The 20,541-nt window shown below is 68.6% G+C and carries 13 protein-coding genes and 1 pseudogene; 5 read left to right on the top strand and 9 right to left on the bottom strand.

The annotated features are described in order from the left end of the window. Positions 1-37: 37 nt before the first annotated feature. Complete coding sequence (locus AB0L82_RS34580) at positions 38-889, bottom strand: SDR family oxidoreductase (RefSeq protein ID WP_364646203.1); 852 nt, start codon at positions 887-889, stop codon at positions 38-40. Next, a complete protein-coding gene (locus AB0L82_RS34575; protein ID WP_364646200.1) occupies positions 886-1,845 on the bottom strand; it encodes a patatin-like phospholipase family protein in 960 nt (319 codons plus the stop codon). Before AB0L82_RS34575 ends, AB0L82_RS34580 begins: the two co-directional genes overlap by 4 nt. Before the next feature lie 68 nt (positions 1,846-1,913). On the opposite strand from AB0L82_RS34575, the gene AB0L82_RS34570 reads away from it, so the two are divergent. Then, positions 1,914-2,513 (top strand): TetR/AcrR family transcriptional regulator, encoded by a 600-nt coding sequence (locus tag AB0L82_RS34570; protein ID WP_364646197.1) that lies wholly within the window; start codon positions 1,914-1,916, stop codon positions 2,511-2,513. 9 nt (positions 2,514-2,522) lie between these two features. Here the strand turns inward: AB0L82_RS34570 and AB0L82_RS34565 are convergent, their stop codons facing one another. Beyond that, on the bottom strand, positions 2,523-3,068 hold the full coding sequence (locus tag AB0L82_RS34565) for a histidine phosphatase family protein (protein WP_364646194.1): 546 nt from the start codon (positions 3,066-3,068) through the stop codon (positions 2,523-2,525). Between the two features lie 182 nt (positions 3,069-3,250). Between AB0L82_RS34565 and AB0L82_RS34560 the strand changes: the two are divergent. Together AB0L82_RS34560 and AB0L82_RS34555 are read left to right on the top strand one after the other, a co-directional pair. Continuing rightward, a pseudogene (locus tag AB0L82_RS34560) lies at positions 3,251-6,979 on the top strand (ATP-dependent helicase); the annotation flags it as partial. Positions 6,980-8,473: 1,494 nt separating this feature from the next. Continuing rightward, positions 8,474-9,247 (top strand): DNA-formamidopyrimidine glycosylase family protein, encoded by a 774-nt coding sequence (locus AB0L82_RS34555; protein ID WP_364646191.1) that lies wholly within the window; start codon positions 8,474-8,476, stop codon positions 9,245-9,247. Between the two features lie 232 nt (positions 9,248-9,479). On the opposite strand, the gene glpD is transcribed toward AB0L82_RS34555, so the two are convergent. Further along, entirely contained in the window at positions 9,480-11,216 is a 1,737-nt protein-coding gene (glpD, locus tag AB0L82_RS34550) for a glycerol-3-phosphate dehydrogenase (protein WP_364646188.1), read from the bottom strand. A gap of 185 nt (positions 11,217-11,401) precedes the next feature. On the opposite strand from glpD, the gene glpK reads away from it, so the two are divergent. Further along, the gene (gene glpK, locus AB0L82_RS34545; protein WP_364646185.1) at positions 11,402-12,898 is read left to right on the top strand and encodes a glycerol kinase GlpK; all 1,497 of its coding nucleotides are present in this window, start codon (positions 11,402-11,404) and stop codon (positions 12,896-12,898) included. 48 nt (positions 12,899-12,946) lie between these two features. Here the strand turns inward: glpK and AB0L82_RS34540 are convergent, their stop codons facing one another. From AB0L82_RS34540 to AB0L82_RS34525, 4 genes are all read right to left on the bottom strand, one after another. After that, positions 12,947-14,128, bottom strand: coding sequence for a PLP-dependent aminotransferase family protein (locus tag AB0L82_RS34540; RefSeq protein ID WP_364646182.1), 1,182 nt, complete (start codon positions 14,126-14,128; stop codon positions 12,947-12,949). Between the two features lie 114 nt (positions 14,129-14,242). Further along, positions 14,243-15,628 carry a hypothetical protein gene (locus AB0L82_RS34535; RefSeq protein ID WP_364646179.1) on the bottom strand — a complete coding sequence of 462 codons (1,386 nt, stop codon included), beginning with the start codon at positions 15,626-15,628 and terminating at the stop codon, positions 14,243-14,245. Between the two features lie 96 nt (positions 15,629-15,724). After that, positions 15,725-16,837: a hypothetical protein gene (locus tag AB0L82_RS34530; RefSeq protein WP_364646177.1), complete on the bottom strand. Its 1,113-nt coding sequence runs from the start codon at positions 16,835-16,837 to the stop codon at positions 15,725-15,727. A gap of 199 nt (positions 16,838-17,036) precedes the next feature. Continuing rightward, positions 17,037-18,440, bottom strand: coding sequence for an NAD(P)H-quinone dehydrogenase (locus AB0L82_RS34525; RefSeq protein WP_364646174.1), 1,404 nt, complete (start codon positions 18,438-18,440; stop codon positions 17,037-17,039). Positions 18,441-18,666: 226 nt separating this feature from the next. On the opposite strand from AB0L82_RS34525, the gene AB0L82_RS34520 reads away from it, so the two are divergent. Continuing rightward, positions 18,667-19,146: a gamma-glutamylcyclotransferase gene (locus tag AB0L82_RS34520; protein ID WP_364646172.1), complete on the top strand. Its 480-nt coding sequence runs from the start codon at positions 18,667-18,669 to the stop codon at positions 19,144-19,146. A 181-nt stretch (positions 19,147-19,327) separates the two neighbouring features. On the opposite strand, the gene AB0L82_RS34515 is transcribed toward AB0L82_RS34520, so the two are convergent. Next, a complete protein-coding gene (locus AB0L82_RS34515; RefSeq protein WP_364646527.1) occupies positions 19,328-20,488 on the bottom strand; it encodes a M20 family metallopeptidase in 1,161 nt (386 codons plus the stop codon). Positions 20,489-20,541: the final 53 nt, after the last annotated feature.

The following is a 20,541-nucleotide window of genomic DNA, read 5'->3' as shown; positions in this document are numbered from 1 at the left end:
CGAACCCCCATGCGGTTCGGGCCGTCGAGCATTCGGATCAGCTCTGTTCGTCGGCGCTGATGGCGCGAATCTGCTGTTCGTAGGCGGCACGGGTGGATTCGTCGGACGGGTGCAGGGCGCGGTCTCCGTTGAACAGGCGGCGGACCAGGCGCACGGCGGGCTCCGGCGCGGCGGCGAACACCGCGTCGATGGGGCCGAGATAGTTGGGGACGGCGACCTCGGCCCGGCGGGTGCGCACGGTCTGAACCACCGCCGCGGCAACGTCTTCCGGGTCGACGGTGGGCATGCCCGCACCCAGTGTCAGGCCGGACGACAGGCGGGTGCGCACCGCGGACGGCATGACCGTGCTGACGCTGACACCGTAGGGTTCGAATTCCAGGCGGGTCGCGGCGGACAGGCCGACCGCGGCGAACTTGCTGGCGTTGTAGACGGCCAGGCCCGCGATCGGGATCTTGCCCGCCAGCGACGCGACATTGATGATGTGGCCCTTACCCCGGTCCACCATGCCGGGTGCGACGGCGCGCATACCGTGGATGAGTCCCCACACGTTCACGTCGATGGTGGTGTGGCCCACCGCATCCGGTTCGTCGAGGAAGGCTCCGGCGGGCATGACGCCGGCATTGTTGACCAGGATGTCGATGCGGCCGAAGTCGGCGACGACCTTGTCCCACTGATCGCGGTGGCGGACGTCGAGTTCGAAAGCCTTGGCGTCCAGGGCGCCTGCCACGGCGTGTGCGGCGGCGGTGTCCACATCGGCGATGGCGACCTCCGCGCCCTTGCTCGCGAACAGTTCCGCCGTGCACTGGCCGATACCGCGGCCCGCGCCGGTGATCAGGACCCGTGCTCCGGCGAGATCGATTGCCGGATAGTTCTTTCCGAGGACGCTCATGCGAAAACTCCCTGTTCCATGGCTTTGCGGGTGCTGATCAGGCTGTGTTCGAAGGTGGCGAGGCGGCGGCGGCCGTCCATGAAGTTGGGGCCCATGACGGCGAGGTCCTCGGCGGTGGCGTCCAGGCGCAGCACCTTGGTGCCGCTGGCGCGCAGCTGGGCGATCTCGGTATCGAGCTTCTCGCTCATGCGATTTCGCAGTTGCCGCTCCAGGAAGTGGCCCGCGCCGGTGGCCGGAATGCGGCCGGTGGAGGCCATCGGGGCGATGACCACGACCTCGTCGAGCTTCGCCGGGATGAGCAGATCGGCCGAGGCGGTGGAGGCCGCGCCGCCGTCGATGAAATTCCGGCCGTCGATGGGCACGGCCGGGAACCAGCCGGGAACGCCCCAGGAAGCACGAAGTGCCGCACCGAGACTCGCTCGCGGGGCATGCGGGGAACCGAAGGCGACGCGTTCGCCGGTGGCGTCGTCCATGGCGACCAGCCAGGTGGCGGGGTGTTCGACCCAGGTGCGGCCGGGGTTTAGGCGGTCCGCGAGGCGCTGCAACCAGCTCGCGTCGCCACTGCCCTGCGGGAGCAGGCCGCTACCGGCGGTGAGCAGGGCGTGACCATTGCCGGGGCGCGCCAGCAACTCTCGCGCGGCGCGGGCGGGGGCGTTCAGGCGCGGGCGCGGCAGCGGCGGGAATCGCGGTGGCTCACAACGCATATGGGCGGTGAGGATCGGATTCGTCGAGGTGCCGCGCTGCATATCGATCAGCTCGTCGACGCCGATGCCGCTGCCCAGCATGGTCAGCATTTCCGCGCCGGCGGAGGTGCCGATCATGACGTCGGCGGTGCGGGGATCCCAGTCCAGTACATCGCGGGCCGCCGCCAGCGCGGCCACGATCCACGCCGCGCCGACCGTGCCGCCGCATCCGATGGCCAGGCCACGTCGATGTGACCCGTTCCTGTTACTCATAGTTTCGAACACTAGCAGAATTCGAATACCGAGGGTATCCCAAATCTTCGAGTACATAGAATGTCCGCATGGCACGACTGACCCGCACCGAGAGCCAGGCCCGCACCCGCGCCGACCTGCTCGCGACGGCACGCGACATGTTCCTCACCGACGGGTACGCCAAAACCAGCCTGGAACGCGTCGCCGAGGAGGCCGGTTACTCCAAGGGCGCGGTGTACTCGAACTTCCGCACCAAATCGGCGCTGTGCCTGGAGGTGCTCGGGCTCATTCACGAGTCCAAATTCACGGAGGTCACCGAGGTGCTCGGCACCGAGGGCACGCTCGAGGAACGGCTGGCGCGGTTTCAGGGCTGGGCCGAGCGCACGCTCGGCGATGTCGGCTGGACCATGCTGGAATTCGAATTCGCCATCGTGGCCCGGGACGATCCGGCGCTGCAGGCCGCCATGGTGTCGAGTCTCGGCGTGGTGCGCGGGACCATTGCCGCGAGCCTGCAATCCCTCGCCGATTCGACCGGGCTGAGCCTGCCGATGCCCGCCGAGGACGCGGCCACCTCGGTGCTGAGTCTCGGGTTGGGGCTGGGCATTCTGCGTGCCATCGATCCGACGCTGTCCGCTCAGCTCATCACCGATGCGGTGCGGGCGATGCTCGGCGGTGCGCTGACCAGCTGACCGGTCCGCTCAGGGGCGGAAGTGCAGGGTCCATTCGCCGCGATAGTGCAGGCGGGTGACGCTCACCGGCGGAACGTCTATGCGCCAGAACGACTTCGCGGGTGCGTCGAGGGTCACCAGGAGTGCGGCGCGAATGACCGAGGGATGCGTGATGGCGATGGTGGGCTCACCTTCGACCGCGATATCGGCCAGCCATTCCCCCGTGCGCTCGACCACATCCACCACCGATTCACCGCCGTGTCCGCGATAGCCGGGATCGGTGAGCCAGAGATACAGGTCTTCCTTGGGCACCGACATGAGCTCCCCGCCCCGCCACGCGCCGGCGTCGAGATCGCGTAATCGATCATCCTCATTGCCCATGAGACCCATGAGCGCCGCGGTCTCCACGGTCCGGCGTTCCGGCGCGGTCAGCACCCGCGCCGCCTGTAATCGCCCGCACGCCGACACCGCGCGCCGCCCGGCTTCGGTCAAGGGTTCGTCCACCGGGAATCGTGCCTTGCGCATCGCCTCGGTCATCCCGTGACTGACCAGGTCGAGCCGGAGCACCTTCTGCACGATTCGCAGCCTACGCGCGGGCTCCGCAGCCGTAATCCGATTGCCCGTCCTTCGCTCCCGACCCGCACCCGGTCGATCTTGATCGCATGCGAGCGATCACCCGCTCCTCCGAAACGCGGACGATCCCGGGTCCGACCGGCGCATGAGCGCCGGGTGTCGGTGGTCGGGTGCAGACTGGGGCGATGGATCGGTTCTCACCAGCTACCCGGGAGTGGTTCGACGGCGCGTTCCCGGCGCCGACGGCCGCGCAGTTGGGGGCGTGGGAGGCCATCGCGGCGGGGGAACACACGCTCGTCATCGCGCCGACCGGGTCGGGTAAAACGCTGTCGGCGTTCCTGTGGGCGATCGATCGGCTGGCGACTCGGGAGATGGCGACGGCCGAACCTGCCGCTGTGAAGCGCACCACTCGCGCGCGAAAAGCGACGAGCAGCGCGAAAAGCGCGAAAAGCGTGAGCGCCGATGGCGGCGCGAAGGCTGCCGCCGAGAAACGTAAGACGTCGGTGCTCTATATCTCCCCGCTGAAGGCTCTCGCGGTGGATGTGGAGCGGAATCTGCGGGCCCCGCTGGTGGGGGTCACGCAGACGGCGAAGCGACTCGGATTGGACGCGCCCGAGATTCGGGTGGGAGTGCGGTCCGGGGATACCAGTCCGGCGGATCGGCGCGGGCTGTTGCGGACGCCGCCGGACATTCTCATCACCACGCCGGAGTCGCTGTTCCTGATGCTCACCTCGGCGGCGCGGGAGAGCCTCAGCGAGGTGCACACCGTGATCGTGGACGAGGTGCATGCCATCGCGGGGTCCAAACGAGGTGCGCACCTGGCGCTTTCGCTGGCGCGGCTGGATGCTCTGACCGAACGCCCGGCGCAGCGGATCGGACTGTCGGCCACGGTACGGCCGCCCGAGGAGGTGGGGCGATTCCTGGTGGGGAGTGCGCCCATCACCATTGTGAAGCCGCCCGCGCCCAAGACGTTCGACCTGTCGGTGCGGGTGCCGGTCGCGGATATGACCGAACCCGATGCGGGAGTGGAGGATTCGGATCAGCCCGGATCGATCTGGCCGCATGTGGACGAGGCGATCGTGGATCTGGTGCTCGAACATCGGTCGTCGATCGTGTTCGCGAATTCGCGGCGGCTGGCCGAGCGGCTCACGGCCCGATTGAACGAGGAGTACGCGGGGCGGATCGGTGAGAAGGTCGATACCGAGCATGCGCCGCCCGCGCAGCTGGGGGCCTCCACCGAGGTGATTCACGGTGCGGCTCCGCTGCTCGCGCGCGCCCATCACGGGTCGGTGAGCAAGGAACAGCGCGCCATCATCGAGGACGATCTCAAGAGCGGGCGATTGCGCTGCGTGGTCGCCACCAGCAGCCTGGAACTCGGAATCGATATGGGCGCGGTCGAATTGGTGGTGCAGGTGGAGGCCCCGCCCTCGGTGGCCAGCGGGCTACAACGCGTCGGGCGCGCCGGGCATCAGGTCGGGGAGATCTCGCGCGGCGTGATCTTCCCCAAGCATCGCACCGATGTCATCCACTGCGCGGTGGCATCGCAGCGCATGACGGCCGGGCAGATCGAGGAACTCAAGGTTCCGCTGCACCCGCTGGATATCCTCGCCCAGCAGACCGTGGCGGCGTGCGCGCTGGAACCGCTCGACGCCGAGGTGTGGTTCGAGACCGTGCGCGGTACGGGAAGCTATGCGTCCCTGCCCCGTTCGGCCTACGACTCGGTGCTGGATCTGCTGTCCGGCCGCTACCCCTCCGACGAGTTCGCTGAACTGCGCCCGCGCATCGTCTGGGATCGCGATGCGGGCACCCTCACCGGTCGCCCGGGCGCACAGCGCCTCGCGGTCACCTCCGGCGGCGCAATCCCTGATCGCGGCCTCTTCCCGGTCTTCATGGTCGGCGAGAAAGCCTCCCGCGTGGGCGAACTCGACGAGGAGATGGTCTACGAATCCCGCGTCGGCGACGTCTTCGCCCTCGGCGCGACCAGCTGGCGCATCGAGGAGATCACCTTCGACCGCGTCCTGGTCACCCCCGCCTTCGGCCTGCCCGGCCGACTCCCCTTCTGGCACGGCGATTCCCTCGGCCGCCCCGCCGAATTGGGCGCGGCCCTGGGCGAATTCGTCCGCACGACGGGCAAGGCGGTAGAGCAGTCATCCGGCACGGTAACCGCCGACACCGCTGGCAAGAACAGGTCCGGGCGGGGCACATCCGCATCCGCCGGGCCGGTTACGACCGAGTTGGAGCGAGTGACCTCCGCCGCGGGGCTGGATGCCAATGCGACGGCGAATCTGGTTGCGCTGCTGGAGGAGCAGCGGGTGGCGACGGGGCAGTTGCCGACCGATCGGACCATGCTGGTGGAGCGGTTCCGGGATGAGCTCGGGGACTGGCGGGTGGTGCTGCATTCGCCGTATGGGCTGCCGGTGCACGCGCCGTGGGCGCTCGCGGTGGGGGCGCGGTTGCGGGAGCGGTTCGGGGTGGATGCCGCGCCGACGCCGTCCGATGACGGGATCGTGGTGCGGCTGCCGGACACCACCGATGATCCGCCGGGCGCGGAGTTGTTCGTATTCGAACCGGATGAGATCGATGATCTGGTGACCGAACAGGTGGGCGGGTCGGCGCTGTTCGCGTCGAGGTTCCGGGAGTGTGCGGCGCGGGCGCTGCTACTGCCCCGGCGCGATCCCGGAAAGCGCGCGCCGCTGTGGCAGCAGCGGCAGCGGGCGGCCCAACTACTGGATGTGGCACGCAAATTCCCGGAGTTCCCGATCCTGTTGGAGACGGTGCGGGAATGCCTGCAGGACGTGTACGACCTGCCTTCGCTGCGGGAACTGCTGGGGCGGGTGGCGCGACGGCAGGTGCGCCTGGTCGAGGTGGAGACGGCCACGCCGTCACCATTCGCCAATTCACTGCTGTTCGATTACATCGGGCAGTTCATGTACGAGGGCGACAGTCCACTGGCCGAACGCCGGGCGGCGGCGCTGTCACTGGATTCCAGTCTGCTGGCGGAACTGCTGGGCCGGGTGGAGCTGCGGGAACTACTCGATGCCGAAGTGCTCGAACAGACCGAGCGGGAATTGCAGCGGCTCACCCCGGAGCGGCAGGCGCGCGATATGGAGGGGCTGGCCGATCTGCTGCGCCTGCTCGGGCCGATCACGGCCGAGGAGGCCGCCGAACGCTGCCTCGAGGATCCTCGGCCCTGGCATGCCGAACTGGTGAAAAGCCATCGCGCCCTGGAGGTTTCCTTCGCGGGCTCGCGATGGTGGGTCGCGGTCGAGGACGCGGCCAGATTGCGTGACGCGCTCGGGGTGCCGCTGCCCATCGGGGTTCCGGCCGCCTTCATCGAACCGGTCACCGATCCGCTGGGCGATCTGGTCGGACGCTACGCCCGCACCCACGGACCGTTCACCCTCACCCGGGTCGCGCACCGTTTCGGTCTCGGCACGGCGGTCGCGGCCACCGCCCTGCATCGCCTGGCCGCCGAAAAGCGCGTCGTGGAAGGCGAATTCACACCGGGTGCGGCCGGATCCGAATGGTGCGACAGCGAAGTGCTGCGCCGCCTGCGCCGCCGCTCGCTCGCTGCGGCCCGCAAGGAGGTGGAGCCGGTGGCCACCGCCGCCCTGGCGCGCTTCCTGCCGTCCTGGCAGCACATCGGCACCGGTGAACTGCGTGGCGTCGACGGCGTCGCGGCCGTGGTGGAACAGCTTGCGGGCGTACCGATCCCGGCCTCGGCCTGGGAATCGCTCATCCTGCCCGCCCGCGTCCGCGACTACTCCCCCGCCATGCTGGACGAACTCATGGCCACCGGCGAGGTCCTCTGGTCCGGCCACGGCTCCATCACCGCCAAGGACGGCTGGATAGCCCTGCACCCCGCCGACCAAGCGGGCCTGTCCCTCCCACCACCCGACGACCTCGACCTCACCGAAACCCACATCAGCCTGCTGATGGCCTTGGGCGCCACCGTGATCGGCGGCCCGGGCACGAACGGGCGCACACCTCGATCGGACCGCACGGCGACCGCTCCGGTCGGCGCGGCACCCGAGACCTCGCGCCCGAGTGGCGCGATCTCACCCGACGGGTTGCCGGAGCACACCGCAGAACCCGGGGCAATCACGGGCCCCGTGGCTGACTCGGAGCCCCGGGCCACCGCCAAGTCCACAGCGAAAGCCATATCCCCGGCCTCCACGAAGTCCCCGGGCACCACGAAGTCCCCTGGTACCGCGAAGTCCCCAGACACAGCGCAGTCCCCAGGCACAGCGCCATCCCCAGGCACAGCGCCATCCCCGGGCACCGCGCCATCCCCGGGCACCGCGAAGTCCGAAATCGGTGCGCCCGCTGATATGGACGCGAGCTACCTCGAACCGGAACCGCCCGAATCGGCTGCGCGGGGAACCGGTTACCAGGTTGTGGATATGTCCGGTGGCGGGGCGTATTTCTTCCGGCAGTTGGCCGATGCCAGCGGGCTGGAGGATGAGGGGGCGGTGCTCGGCGCGCTGTGGGAGTTGGTGTGGGCCGGATATGTCGCCGGGGATACGTTCGCGCCGGTGCGGGCGCTGCTGGCCGGGACCGCGCGGACGACCACCGCACATCGCACGCCACGGCGAGCGCCGCGCGGGCGAATGTATCTGCCGCGCACCGGGGTTCCGGTGCGGACCAGTCCGCCCAGCGCGGCCGGGCGATGGTCGCTGCTGCCGGAGCGGGTGGCCGACAATACGATCCGGGCGCACGCTACGGCGGATGTGCTGCTGGAACGGTACGGGGTGCTGACGCGCGGGTCGGTGCAGAGCGAGGGCATTCGGGGCGGGTTCGCGCTCATGTACCGGGTGCTCACCGAATTCGAGGATCGGGGACGGTGCCGCCGCGGCTATTTCGTGGATTCGCTGGGCGGAGCACAGTTCTCGACCACCGACGTGGTGGATCGACTGCGTTCGTTCGAAACGGATAGGCCGCGCGCATACGAGAACAGCGGGCCGGATGCGGGCGGTCGTGGTTCGGGCTCGCCGGCAATGACCGGCGGCAGCGCTCGGGCGACGGCGCTGGTGCTGGCGGCGTGTGATCCGGCGAATGCCTATGGGGCGGCGCTACCTTGGCCGAAATCGGCGGTGGAGGGGGCCGGGCATCGGCCGGGCCGCAAGGCGGGTGCGCTGGTGGTGCTGGTGGACGGGGAGCTGACGCTGTATCTGGAGCGGGGCGGCAAGACCCTGCTGACCTTCACCGAGGATTCGGCGGCACGGGGCGCGGGAGCCGAGGCACTGGCCGGGCTGGTGCGCGAACGCCGAGTGGATTCGCTGGTCATCGATCGGGTGGACGGGGAGTCGGTGCACGGCAACACCTTCGCCGAGTTTCTGACGCAGGCGGGGTTCGCGGCCACGCCCAAGGGGTTCCGATTGCGGAGTCGCCCGTGAACGGATGCCACCGTGCCTGAGGGCGATACCGTATTCTTCGCCGCCGCCCGGCTGCGTAGGGCGCTGGCGGGCAAGGTGCTCACACGCAGCGACTTCCGGGTACCCAGGTATGCCACCTTGGACCTGCGTGGACAGCGGGTGGAGAGCGTGGGCAGCTACGGCAAGCATCTGTTCGTGCGCACGCCCGAGCTGAGCATTCACACCCACCTGAAAATGGAAGGCGTATACCGGGTGTACACCCCCGGCCAGCGCTGGACCAAACCGGCATTCACCGCCCGCTTGATCCTCGCCACCGATGACGCCGAAGCCGTCGGATTCTCCCTGGGTCTGGTGGAGGTGCTGCCGCGCACTGCCGAGCACACCGCGACTGCTCATCTCGGCCCGGATCTGCTCGGGCCGAATTGGGATGCGGCGGAAGCGATCAGACGCATATCCGAACATCCGGACCAGCCGATCGGCGTGGCGCTGCTGGATCAGCGCAACCTGGCCGGTATCGGCAACAAGTACCGCAGCGAAATCTGTTTCCTGCGCCGCGTGCATCCGGCCACCCCGGTCGCCCGGGTAGCGGATCTCCCCGCCCTGGTCGATGAGGCGCACCGCGTCCTGACCCGCGCCGCCCACCATCCCCCGTGGCGCGAACTGGCCTACGGCCGCCAGCGCCGCCCCTGCCGCCGCTGCGGCACCAACCTGGTTGTGCACCTGCTGGCCGATGATCCGGCCCTGGCCCGCGCGGATCGAGGCATCTACTTCTGCCCACGCTGCCAGCCCGAGCCGCCCGGTCCGTAGACCGCGCGATCATCGCGAACCGCTGCGTCCCGGAGTTGCCGCTCATCGGTGTGTCCCACGCCGATACCGAACCCGGCGACGCACCTGAGCAAGGGACTGCGGCCGAGCGGATCGGCATCGAACCGCAGATCGAGCACGCGCTCGGGCCGCGCGATAGCGATGCCATCGCCGCCCCGAGCCCGTGCGTGCACACCCCGGTGCGGGCGGCCGCCGTCGGATCCCTTTCAGCGCACTACTTTTCGACGGGAACCGGCTCCAGAATCTGCGGGCGGGGTTCCGGCGCGGCCACGCGCAGGGCATCGGCCGAGGCGTCGTCGGGCTGGGTCTGGGATTCGATTTCGGCTTGTACGCGAGCCACGTAAGTGGCTATCTCACGGGTGATCTCGGCTTCGTCCCAGCCGAGCACCGGCGCCACCAGACGGGCCACCTGCTCGGCGCAGTCGACGCCGCGATGCGCGTATTCGATGGAGATGCGGGTGCGGCGAGCGAGGATGTCCTCCAGGTGCAGGGCGGCTTCGGCGGCCGCGGCGTAGACCGCTTCGACCTGGAGGTAGCCGGGGGACGCCTCGATCGGTTGCAGCAGTTCGGGTTTGCCGTCGGCGAGGCCGAGCACCTCGTCGATGAGCGAGCCGTACCTGTTGAGCAGGTGCTGGATTCGGTACGGGTGGATGCCGTACTTCTCGGCCAGATGCGGCGTCTGGTTCAGCAGCGCGTGATAGCCGTCCGCGCCGAGCAGCGGGACCTTATCGGTGATGGTCGGCGGCACGCGGCGCGGAATGTCCTGTGCCGCTTCGTCGACCGCGTCGTAGGCCATCACGCGGTAGGTGGTGTACTTACCGCCCGCGATGGCCACCAGACCGGGGGCGATGCGGGCGACGGCATGCTCGCGCGAGAGTTTGGAGGTCTGATCGCTCTCCCCCGCGAGCAGTGGGCGCAGGCCCGCGTACACGCCGGTGATATCGGCGTGCGTGAGCGGGGTGACCAGCACCGAATTCACGTGTTCGAGCAGATAGTCGATGTCGTTCTTGGTCGCCGCGGGATGCGCGAGGTCGAGATTCCAATCGGTGTCGGTGGTGCCGATGAGCCAGTGATCGGTGCCCCACATGATCACGAACAGCACCGAGGTGGGGGTGCGCAGAATGATCGAGGTATCGCTGGCGATGCGATCGCGCGGGACCACGATATGCACACCCTTGGACGCTCGCACATGGAATCGTCCGCGCTGATGCGCGAGAGCCTGCAGTTCATCGGTCCAGACGCCGGTGGCATTGATGACGACGCTGCCCCGCACCTCGGTGCGGCGGCCGTCCTCACTGTCCTGCACCTTCACGCCCACCACCCGATCGGCCTCGCGCAGGAAGCCGACCACCTGGGTGGAGGTGCGGATGACCGCGCCGTAGTGCGCGGCGGTGCGCGCCAGCGTCATGGTGTGCCGGGCGTCGTCGACCACCGTGTCGTAGTAGGTGAGTCCACCGGTGAGCACGTTGTTCTTGAGTCCGGGAGCCAGTCGCAGCGCCCCCGACTTGGTCAGATGATGCTGTCCCGGAACGGATTTCGCACCACCCATGGTGTCGTACAGGGTGAGCCCGGCGGCGACGTAGGGCCGCTCCCAGCCGTAGTGGGTGAGCGGGTACAGAAAGCGCAGCGGCTTCACCAGATGCGGCGCGAGCTTGGAGAGCGAGAGTTCACGCTCGTGCAGCGCCTCGCGCACCAACCCGAATTCCATCATCTCCAGATAGCGCAGACCGCCGTGGAACATCTTCGAGGAGCGACTGGAGGTGCCCGAGGCGAGATCGCGGGCCTCCACCAGAGCAACCTCGAGGCCACGGGTCGCGGCATCGAGTGCGATACCGGCGCCGACCACGCCACCGCCGATCACCACCACATCGAAGTTGTCCTTACCCAAGCGCGCCCAGGCTTCTTCGCGCTGTTCGGGGCCGAGAAACTGCGATCGCGGGTTCTTCGTCATGCTCGACTCCTCCGGCTTTCGCCGCGGATGTCCGGCGCGGCGTTCGTATCGATGTCGACGCTCAGCTACTCGCAAGCAACCGTAGTCCACACTAATCGTTCGGTGTACGACCCGGCGGTGTGGTGTCCGGACGGGGTGCGCGTCATGGCGGTGCGCGGGCATACCCGGCGGGTAGCCTGTCCCGAATGCGTCGATATGTGGCTGCCATCGATTCCGGTACGACCTCCAGCCGGTGCATCGTGTTCGATCACCAGGGCCTCATCGTGGGGGTCGCACAACGCGAGCACGAGCAGATATTCCCGCAACCCGGCTGGGTCGAGCACGATGCCGAAACCATTTGGCGCAATACCGAACTCGTCATCGCCGAGGCGCTGGAGAACGTCGGCATCGGGGCGGGCGATATCGCCGCGGCGGGCGTCACCAATCAGCGCGAGACCACCGTGGTGTGGGAGCGCGCCACCGGTAAGCCGATCCACAACGCCATCGTCTGGCAGGACACCCGCACCGCGGATCTGACCGTCGAACTCGCCGGTTCCGAGGGCGCGAACCGCTACGCCGACCGCACCGGACTGCCGCTGTCCACCTATTTCGCCGGACCCAAGGTGCGCTGGATCCTGGATCGGGTGCCCGGGGCCCGCCAGCGCGCCGAGGCCGGGGAACTCTGCTTCGGCACCATCGACAGCTGGATTCTGTGGAATCTCACCGGCCAGCACATCACCGACGTCACCAATGCCTCGCGCACCATGCTGATGGATCTGCGCACGCTGCAATGGGATTCGGGCATCTGCGCCGACTTCGGCATTCCGATGGCCATGCTGCCGACCATTCGCAGCTCCTCGGAGGTGTACGGCGAGATCACGAGCACCGCGCTGGCTGGCACCCCGATCGCGGGCATTCTCGGCGATCAGCAGGCCGCCACCTTCGGGCAGGCGTGCCTGTCGCCCGGCGATACCAAGAACACCTACGGCACCGGCAATTTCATGCTCATGAACACCGGCGAGACACCGGTTTTCAGTGAGCACGGACTGCTCACCACCGTCTGCTACCGGCTCGCCGATCAGCCCGCCGTGTACGCGCTCGAGGGTTCCATCGCCGTCACCGGATCACTGGTGCAGTGGTTGCGCGACAACCTGGGCATGATCTCCAGCGCCGATGAGATCGAACCGCTGGCCCGCACCGTCGCCGACAATGGCGGCTGCTACATCGTGCCCGCGTTCTCCGGCCTGTTCGCACCGCGCTGGCGGCCGGACGCGCGCGGCGTGTTCGCCGGACTCACACGGTTCGTCAATCGCGGCCATATCGCGCGAGCGGTGTTGGAGGCCACCGCATTCCAGTCCCGCGAGGTCATCGAGGCCATGCGCGCCGATGCGGCCGCACAGCATCTGGACGTGGAGAAGGTGACGCTCAAGGTGGACGGCGGCATGGTCGTCAACGAACTGCTCATGCAGTTCCAGTCCGACATCCTCGAGGCCACCGTGGTGCGCCCGGTGGTCACCGAGACCACCGCCCTGGGCGCGGCGTACGCGGCGGGCCTCGCCGTCGACTACTGGTCCTCCACCGATGAGATCCGCGCCAACTGGGCCGAGGACAAGCGCTGGAACCCCACCATGGCCGACGCGGACCGCGACCACCTCGTCCATGAATGGAACAAGGCGGTCGAGCGCACCTACAACTGGGCGTAGCCGCGGGTTCGCCGGGCGCTCGTGCACGCTCCCGTCGCTACCCGTCGTCTACTGCGCGGCGTGTGCCTTGGCCAGGCGCGCGACCGCGTCCTCCAGCACCGCCGTGTCCGAGGTGGTGAAGCACAGGCGCATGGAGTGGGTGTAATCGGTGGAGACGGCGAAGGCCGCGCCGGGGACGTAGGCGACGCCCGCGTCCAGGGCGCGGGGCAGCAGGGCGGCGGTGTCGGTGCCGTCCTGGAAGTCCGCCCAGACGAACATGCCGCCCGCCGCGTCGGTGGTGACGATGCGGTCGCCGAAGGCCGAGCGGACCGCGTTCACCAGGGCGCGGGCGCGTTCGCCGTACACCTGGCGGACCGAATCCACATGGGCGGCAAGCCAATCGGTGTCCGAGAGCAGGGTGGTGGCGATCTGCTGGGTGAGCGCCGAACCGCACAGATCCGCGCCCTGCTTCAGCAGTTCCACCGCGCGGCACACCCGCGTGGGAGCGACCATCCAGCCGACCCGCAGCGAAGGGGCCAGGATCTTGGAGGCGCTGGACAGGCGAATCACGTTGGGCGAGTAGGTCGCCACGGGAGCCGGGGACGGGCGGTCGAACCAGAGTTCACCGTACGGATCGTCCTCGATGACCCAGAAGCCGTGTGCCGTGGCCAGTTCCGCCAATTCCAGGCGGCGCTGCGGGCTCATGGTGACACCGCCCGGATTGTGGAAGTTGCTGACGGTGTGCACGAATGCCGGGCGCTCACCCTGCGCGAGTAGTTCGCGCAACACGTCCACGCGCATTCCATCGGCGTCCAGCGGGACAGCGACGATACGAGCTCCGGCGGCCCGGAAGACTTGCAGCGCACCGACATACGCGGGATCCTCGACCACCACGAGCGCGCCCGGATCGAGCAGTACCTCGGCGAGCAGGGACAGCGCCTGCTGGGAGCCGTGCGTGACGAACACCTCGTCCACCGGAATAGTGCGGCCCATCCGGGTGGACTCGCGGGCGGCGAGCACCTCGCGCAGCGGACCCCAGCCCGGGGATTCGGTGTACTGCAATACCGAGCGATCACGCAGGGCGGCGTCGGCGGCTACCGCGATCCGGTCCCGGGGCATGAGCTGCGCATCGGGCAATCCACCTGCCAGGCTGATGATCTCGGCACGCGCGGTGAGCTTGAGCAGATCGCGAATCGCGGAACTCTGCAGGCCATCGAGCCGCCGGGACAGCGGTGGAGTGATCGCGGACATGAAACACCTCCGAGGGAACGCCGGGGTACGCCAAAACCCACTGTTTCACAGCGCTACCAGAATATGAAATTCCGATCCCGCATTGTGAGATGCGACTCCGGCGTCCCCGAGCGATCAGCGCTCGTCGATGGCGAAGATGAGGTGCTTGCCGTCCCGGGTCACCGTGCCGATGCGCTGGCGATAGACCGTCGTGGTGCCGTCGGTGCGATGTTCGGTGAGATCGGCGTCATAGGCGTTGTTGCCGTCCCGGATACCGTCCTCGGTGCTGACATCGGTGATCCGCAGGCAGTAGCTGGTGCCCTTGGGGATCACATCGTTGATGGCCTTCTGGATGGTGTCGGCGGGCGAGACGTTCAACGCGTCCGGGGCAACGAAGGACCGCGCCTTGTTGCCATCCCGATCGGCGTAGAACGCGTGCTGGAAACCCAGAATGGCGTTCGCACCGGTATCGGTGCCACCGGCTCCGTTCCCGATCGTCAGCGGTCCCTCGCGCTTGGCGGGGCAGCTCAGCGCGGCCACCGAGGTCGGCGCGGCGGTGGTGACAGTGCCACCCGGACCGAATACGGCCTCCGGCTCCGGGGCCTCGTCCTGGCCGCCGGTCAGCGATACCACCACCAGCGCGACCACGGCGATCAGCACCACCGCGCCCGCGCCGACCGCGATCGGCATCCACGGCTTCTTCGATTTGCGTTGCGGCGCAGCGGCTTTCGGCGCGAGCCGCTTGGCGATCTCATCATCGCCCCAGGACAGCGATTCCTTCTTGGCCCCGCCCTTACCGGGCTCGGCCTTCTTCGGCATCAGCATCTTGGTGAGCGGATCGTCCGCCCAGGACAGCGATTCCTGCTGCGGCGCAGCGGAGTCCGCGGGCGGCATACCGTTCTCGGCGGAGCGCAGCCAGGCCGATTCCCGGCCGATCTGCGAGGTCTTTATGCCGCCGCCGGTGGCCCAGCCCGAGGAACGCTTGGGCGGCTCGGGCGTGGTCGCATGCCGCACCGTCTGCTCGGAGCCGTCGAAATCGTTGCCGTACAACGCATTCGGGTCACCCGAATAGGGCGTCCCGGAATCCGGCGCGAGGTACTCCGGCGCGACGCCCGGCGTCACCGCGCCGTCATCTGCGGGCCGCCAGGCCAATTCGGGACTGGCCGGTGCCGGTGCGGGCGTCCAACCGGACGCGGCCGCGTCGGGCGCCACCGGGTACTCACCGGTCGGTGGACCGAAATCACCCGCACCGAAATCCGCCGCAGGCGCCCCGAATTCGGTACTCGGCGCACCGAAACCCTCACCGGCGGAACCGAATACGGAGATCGGCGGTCCGAAGTCATTGAGCGACGGCCCGAACTCCGACACCGGCGGCCCGAACCCGGAATCGTCATCCGGCTGCTCCGCGGGGGGCCGCCGGTGCGCTTCGGTGAGCGCGTCGTGCTCGGTCCCCGGATCCGGCGCTCCGGCGCCGGCACCCGATGCGGGGCGGTCGGCCGAGGTGTCCTTGCCGGAATCCATCACACGTCCTTTCGCCACACACGCGTGGGGCGGTCTCACGACCGCCCCACGCGACAACTCAGTGCTTGCCGGGCGCCTCCCGGGCGCCCGCAGTTCTCAGTACTGGACCGAACCGCCCACCTGCGTGGTCACGCCGCCGAGGTCGGTGGTCTGCCCGGGGATATCGCCCTGCGGGAGCTTACCAATCTGAGCGGCCGCGTCCAGGATGGTGCCGCCACCGGGGAGCAGGCGAATGAAATTCTCGGTGTCCGCCTTGGCCTGATTGGCCACGGTGGAATCGAGCACGAACTCCAGCTTGCGATCATCGCCCGGACCGGCGCTCGCGAAGGCCGTCACCTTGATCTGATTGACCTGGGTGAAGTCCAGCGACATACCGGCCTCACCGGTGCCGCCCGGGGTGGTGTAGCCGATGGTGCCGACGTAACCGTCCAGGTTGCTGAAGTGGTGCGTGTTCGCGGCGAAACCGGGTAGCGCCGCGCCGCCGTCGATATTCGCGCCGATCTCGGTGTGCGGACCCTGCATGGCGACCACGGGAGCCGCGGGGGCGGTCTCCACGGCCGGGGCCTGCCACTGCGGCTTCGGCTTGGTCTGCTCACCGGTCAGGGTGTTCAGCGTGGTGTCCGGCTGATCCTGATCGGTGGTGACGGCGGGCTGCACCGTACCCGGATTGGTCGCCTGGGTATCGGGCTTGGTCTGGGTGCCCGCGGGCGGGTTCTGCACGGGGATGGCGGGCGCGGTCTGACCGGGCACCGGCAGCGGTGCGACGCGCGGCACGGTCACACCGGGCTGGGTCGGCTTGGAATCCTTCGGATTCGCCTGCGGGGCCACACCGGCGGGCTGGGCCGGGGTGGTGTCATCGGCCTTGGGGGTCTCACCCGAGGGCACCGTGGTGCCGGGCTGGGTGGTGTCGGGCTTGGGCGAGCCCGGCGTGGTGACACCCGGCTGGCTCTGCTGCGGTTTGGTGGTGCCCGGCTGCACATTCTCCGGCTTGGGCGCGGGAACGACTGCGGCCTGCGGGTTTTCAGGGGTGGGATCGGTGGTCGGCGGCTGCTGGGTATCGCCCGGCTGTTGGCCGGGCTGCGCCGGGACCGCGCCCGGGTCATTGGGGGCCGCGTTCGCGGGTGCGCCCAGCAGGCTGACCACGGCGACCGCGCCGGCCAGCGACAGGGAGGTACTGGCCTTTATCCGATTCGGCTTGCGGTGCTTCACTTTTCGCCCTATTCGTTCGTACCTCATCGCCGCGATCGAGCAAGCGGGGCGAGTACGAGCTGCACAGCGGCCGCCTCGGAAAGGGTTGACCCCCCGGCGTTCTCGCGACCGCCCTGCCGATCGCTTCCCGTCGCGAAGTGAATCACACCAGCGTATTCCAGGCAAGGCGGCGAGTGTCATTACACCGGAAGTTAACCCGTCAGTCCAGGTCGTCGTGCCGCATCAGCTGACGCGCCGCCTCGGTGACCGAACCGGTCAGCGACGGGTACACCGAGAACGTCTGCGCGAGATCGTTCACCGTCAGATTGTTCTGCACCGCAAGGGCGATAGGCAGAATCAGCTCCGAGGCGATCGGCGCGACCACGACACCGCCGATCACCACACCGGTGGCGGGACGGCAGAAGATCTTCACGAAACCCCGTCGCAGGCCCGACATCTTGGCCCGCGGATTGGTGTTCAACGGCAGCATGACCGTGCGGGCGGGCACCTCGCCATTGTCGATCGCGGTCTGGCTGACACCGACGGTCGCGATCTCCGGACGCGTGAACACCGCCGAGGCAACGGTTTTCAGGCGAATCGGCTGCACACCCTCACCCAGTGCGTGGTACATGGCGATTCGGCCCTGCATGGCCGCCACAGAGGCCAAAGGCAGCAGTCCGGTGCAGTCGCCCGCCGCGTAGACACCGGTGGCGGTGGTGCGCGAGACCCGGTCGACGCGAAGGTAACCGCCCTTGTCGAGTTCGATGCCCAGCCGGGCCAGACCCAGGTTCTGGGTATTGGGGATGGAGCCGACCGTCATGAGCGCGTGCGAACCGGTCACGGTGCGACCGTCGGACAGCTTCACCACGATGCCGTCGGCGGTGCGCTCCACCGCATCGGCGCGGGCGTGCTTGACCAGTTCCACACCGCGTTCGGCGAGCGCGTCCTCCAGTACCAGCGCGGCGTCGGCGTCCTCACCGGGCAGTACGCGGTCACGGCTGGAGACCAGCTTCACCTTCACACCCATCTCGGTGTAGGCCGAGACGAATTCCGCACCGGTGACACCGGAACCGACCACCACCAGGGTTTCGGGCAGCTCCTTGAGGTCATACAGCTGACGCCAGTTCAGGATTCGCTCACCGTCGGGCTCCGCGCCCTCGAGCACGCGCGGGCTCGCACCGGTGGCGATGAGCACCACCTCGGCCTCGATCACCTGCTGCTGACCATCGGCGAGGGTCGCCTTCACCAGGTGCGTGGCCAGACCGGGGGCCTGATCGATCAGTTCGCCGTATCCGGACAGCACCGTCACCCCGGCGGTCTGCAACTTCACCTTGATATCGGCGGACTGCGCCTGCGCGAGGGCCTTCACCCGCGAGTTCACCTCGGCCAGGCGCACCTGCGCCTGCGAGGGATGCACGGTGATGCCGAGATCGCGGGCGCGGCGCAGATCGGTGCGCACGCCGGTGGAGGCGATGAAGGTCTTGGAGGGCACGCAGTCCCAGAGCACGCAGGCGCCGCCGATCCCATCGCTGTCGATCAGCGTGACGGGCGCGCCGTGCTGTGCGGCCACCAGCGCCGCTTCGTATCCGGCGGGTCCGCCTCCGATGATCGCAATGCGGGTCATTGTTTCCCTCGCTTCTGGTGGGCAACCGGGATCTCCGGCGCCGCACTAAAACCCTAACGGGCGGTATCCCCACAGCTCCGACCGCGTCTGAAGACAGCTTCGTCACAATTGGCGAGTGCCGTAAATGAGATAAGGGCTGCTCCGGGGTGACCGGTCGGGTTGCACACGAACCGCTGAGGATCGGGATCAGGGGCGGTTGCTCGGGATTGTTCGATACGCTCTAACGGTGCCGATTTACGCCGCCTACGGATCCAACATGGATCCCGAGCAGATGCTCAAGCGCTGTCCGCACTCCCCCGTGTACGGAACCGGCTGGCTGGAGGGTTGGCGCCTGACCTTCGCCGGGGACGACATCGGCTGGGAGGGACCGCTCGCGACCGTGGTCGAGGAGCCCGGATCCCGGGTTTTCGTCGTCCTCTACGACGTCCCGGGTGAGGACGAAGCGAGCCTGGACCGCTGGGAGGGCTCGGACTTCGGCATTCACAAGAAGATCCGCCTCCGCGTCACCCTGAACCAGGGCGCCGCCACCCAGCCCGTCCTGGCCTGGCTCTACGTGCTGGACGCCTACGAGGGTGGCCTACCCTCGGCCCGCTACATCGGCGTCATCGCCGAAGGGGCCGAAAAAGCAGGCGCCCCAAGCGAATACGTGCACGCCCTACGCACCCGCAACAGCAAGAACGTAGGCCCGGGCACCTTCGGCCTCTGAGCCGCCGCCCCACCCGACCATTCCCGAAGGCCCGCACACGCAGTGCGGGCCTTCGCCATGTGATCCCCTTGCCGGACCAGGTGCGCCCGCGTGGGCCGAGCCACCACCCCGGCCGAGATATGCCGCCGGGCCGCACCCCGAAGGTGCGGCCCGGCGTTCGGTTCTCGGCGGCAACCGCCGGTCAGTAGCCGTTCAGGACGATATTCGTCATGACTCGGACGCCGACCTCGAGCGCGCGCTCGTCGATATCGAAGGTGGGCTGGTGCAGGTCGAGCTGTTCGCCCTGACCGGACCAGACGCCCAGGCGCGCCATCGCGCCCGGAACCTCTTCCAGGTACCAGGAGAAGTCCTCACCGCCGCCGGACTGCTGGGTATCGGCCAGCGCGTCCGGACCGACCTCGCGGATGGCGTCCTCGAACATGCGCACGGCCAGTTCGTCATTCACGACCGGCGGCACACCGCGCTTGTAGTTGAGTTGCCAGCGCACGCCGGTCGGCGCGAGCAAACCCTCGACGATCTCGCGCACCATGGGCTCGAGCAGCGACCAGGTGGCGTGATCGCCGGTGCGGACGGTGCCGGTGAGCATGCCGGTCTGCGGAATCGCGTTGGGCGCCTTGCCCGCCGACACCGCACCCCACACCATGACGGTGCTGGTGCGCGGATCGATGCGACGGCTCAGCAGACCCGGCAGACCGGTGATGACGGTGCCGATGGCGTACACCAGATCACTGGTGAGATGCGGGCGCGAGGTGTGCCCGCCGGGCGAGTCCAGCACCAGTTCGACGGTGTCCGCGGCGGAGGTGATGGCCCCCACGCGAATTCCGACGCGGCCGACCTCCAGGCGCGGATCGCAGTGCAGCGCGAACATGCGCGACACGTCCTCCATGGCGCCCGCGGCGACCATATCGATGGCGCCGCCGGGCATGACCTCCTCGGCGGGCTGGAACACCAGCCGCACACCGACCGGCAGGTCCGGAACCTCGGCGAGCGCGAGCGCGGTGCCGAGCAGGATCGTGGTGTGCGCGTCATGCCCGCAGGCGTGCGACACACCGGGAACCGTGGAGGCGAACGGCAGGCCCGTGTACTCCTGCAGCGGCAGGGCGTCCATATCCGCGCGCAATCCGATGCGCGGGGTGTCCGGGCCGATATCGCAGATCAGTCCGGTGCCGCCGGGTAGTTTGCGCGGTTCCAGACCGGCCTTCACCAGCCAGGATTCGATGAATTCGGTGGTGCCGAACTCGGTACGGGAGAGCTCCGGATTGGCGTGGATGTGCCGTCGCCAGGACACCAGGTCGTCGGCGTGCTCGGCGAGCCACGCGTCCACCACGTCCCGGCCGCGCATGATGTCGTCCGGTAATCCAGCCATATCCATGTCAACACCCACCGTGCCCATTT

Origin of the sequence: Nocardia sp. NPDC052001, assembly GCF_040680615.1 — a bacterium.
Classification (GTDB): domain Bacteria; phylum Actinomycetota; class Actinomycetes; order Mycobacteriales; family Mycobacteriaceae; genus Nocardia.
The sequence above is the reverse complement of the archived record's forward strand: the minus strand, read 5'-3'. Positions and strand labels throughout refer to the sequence as shown.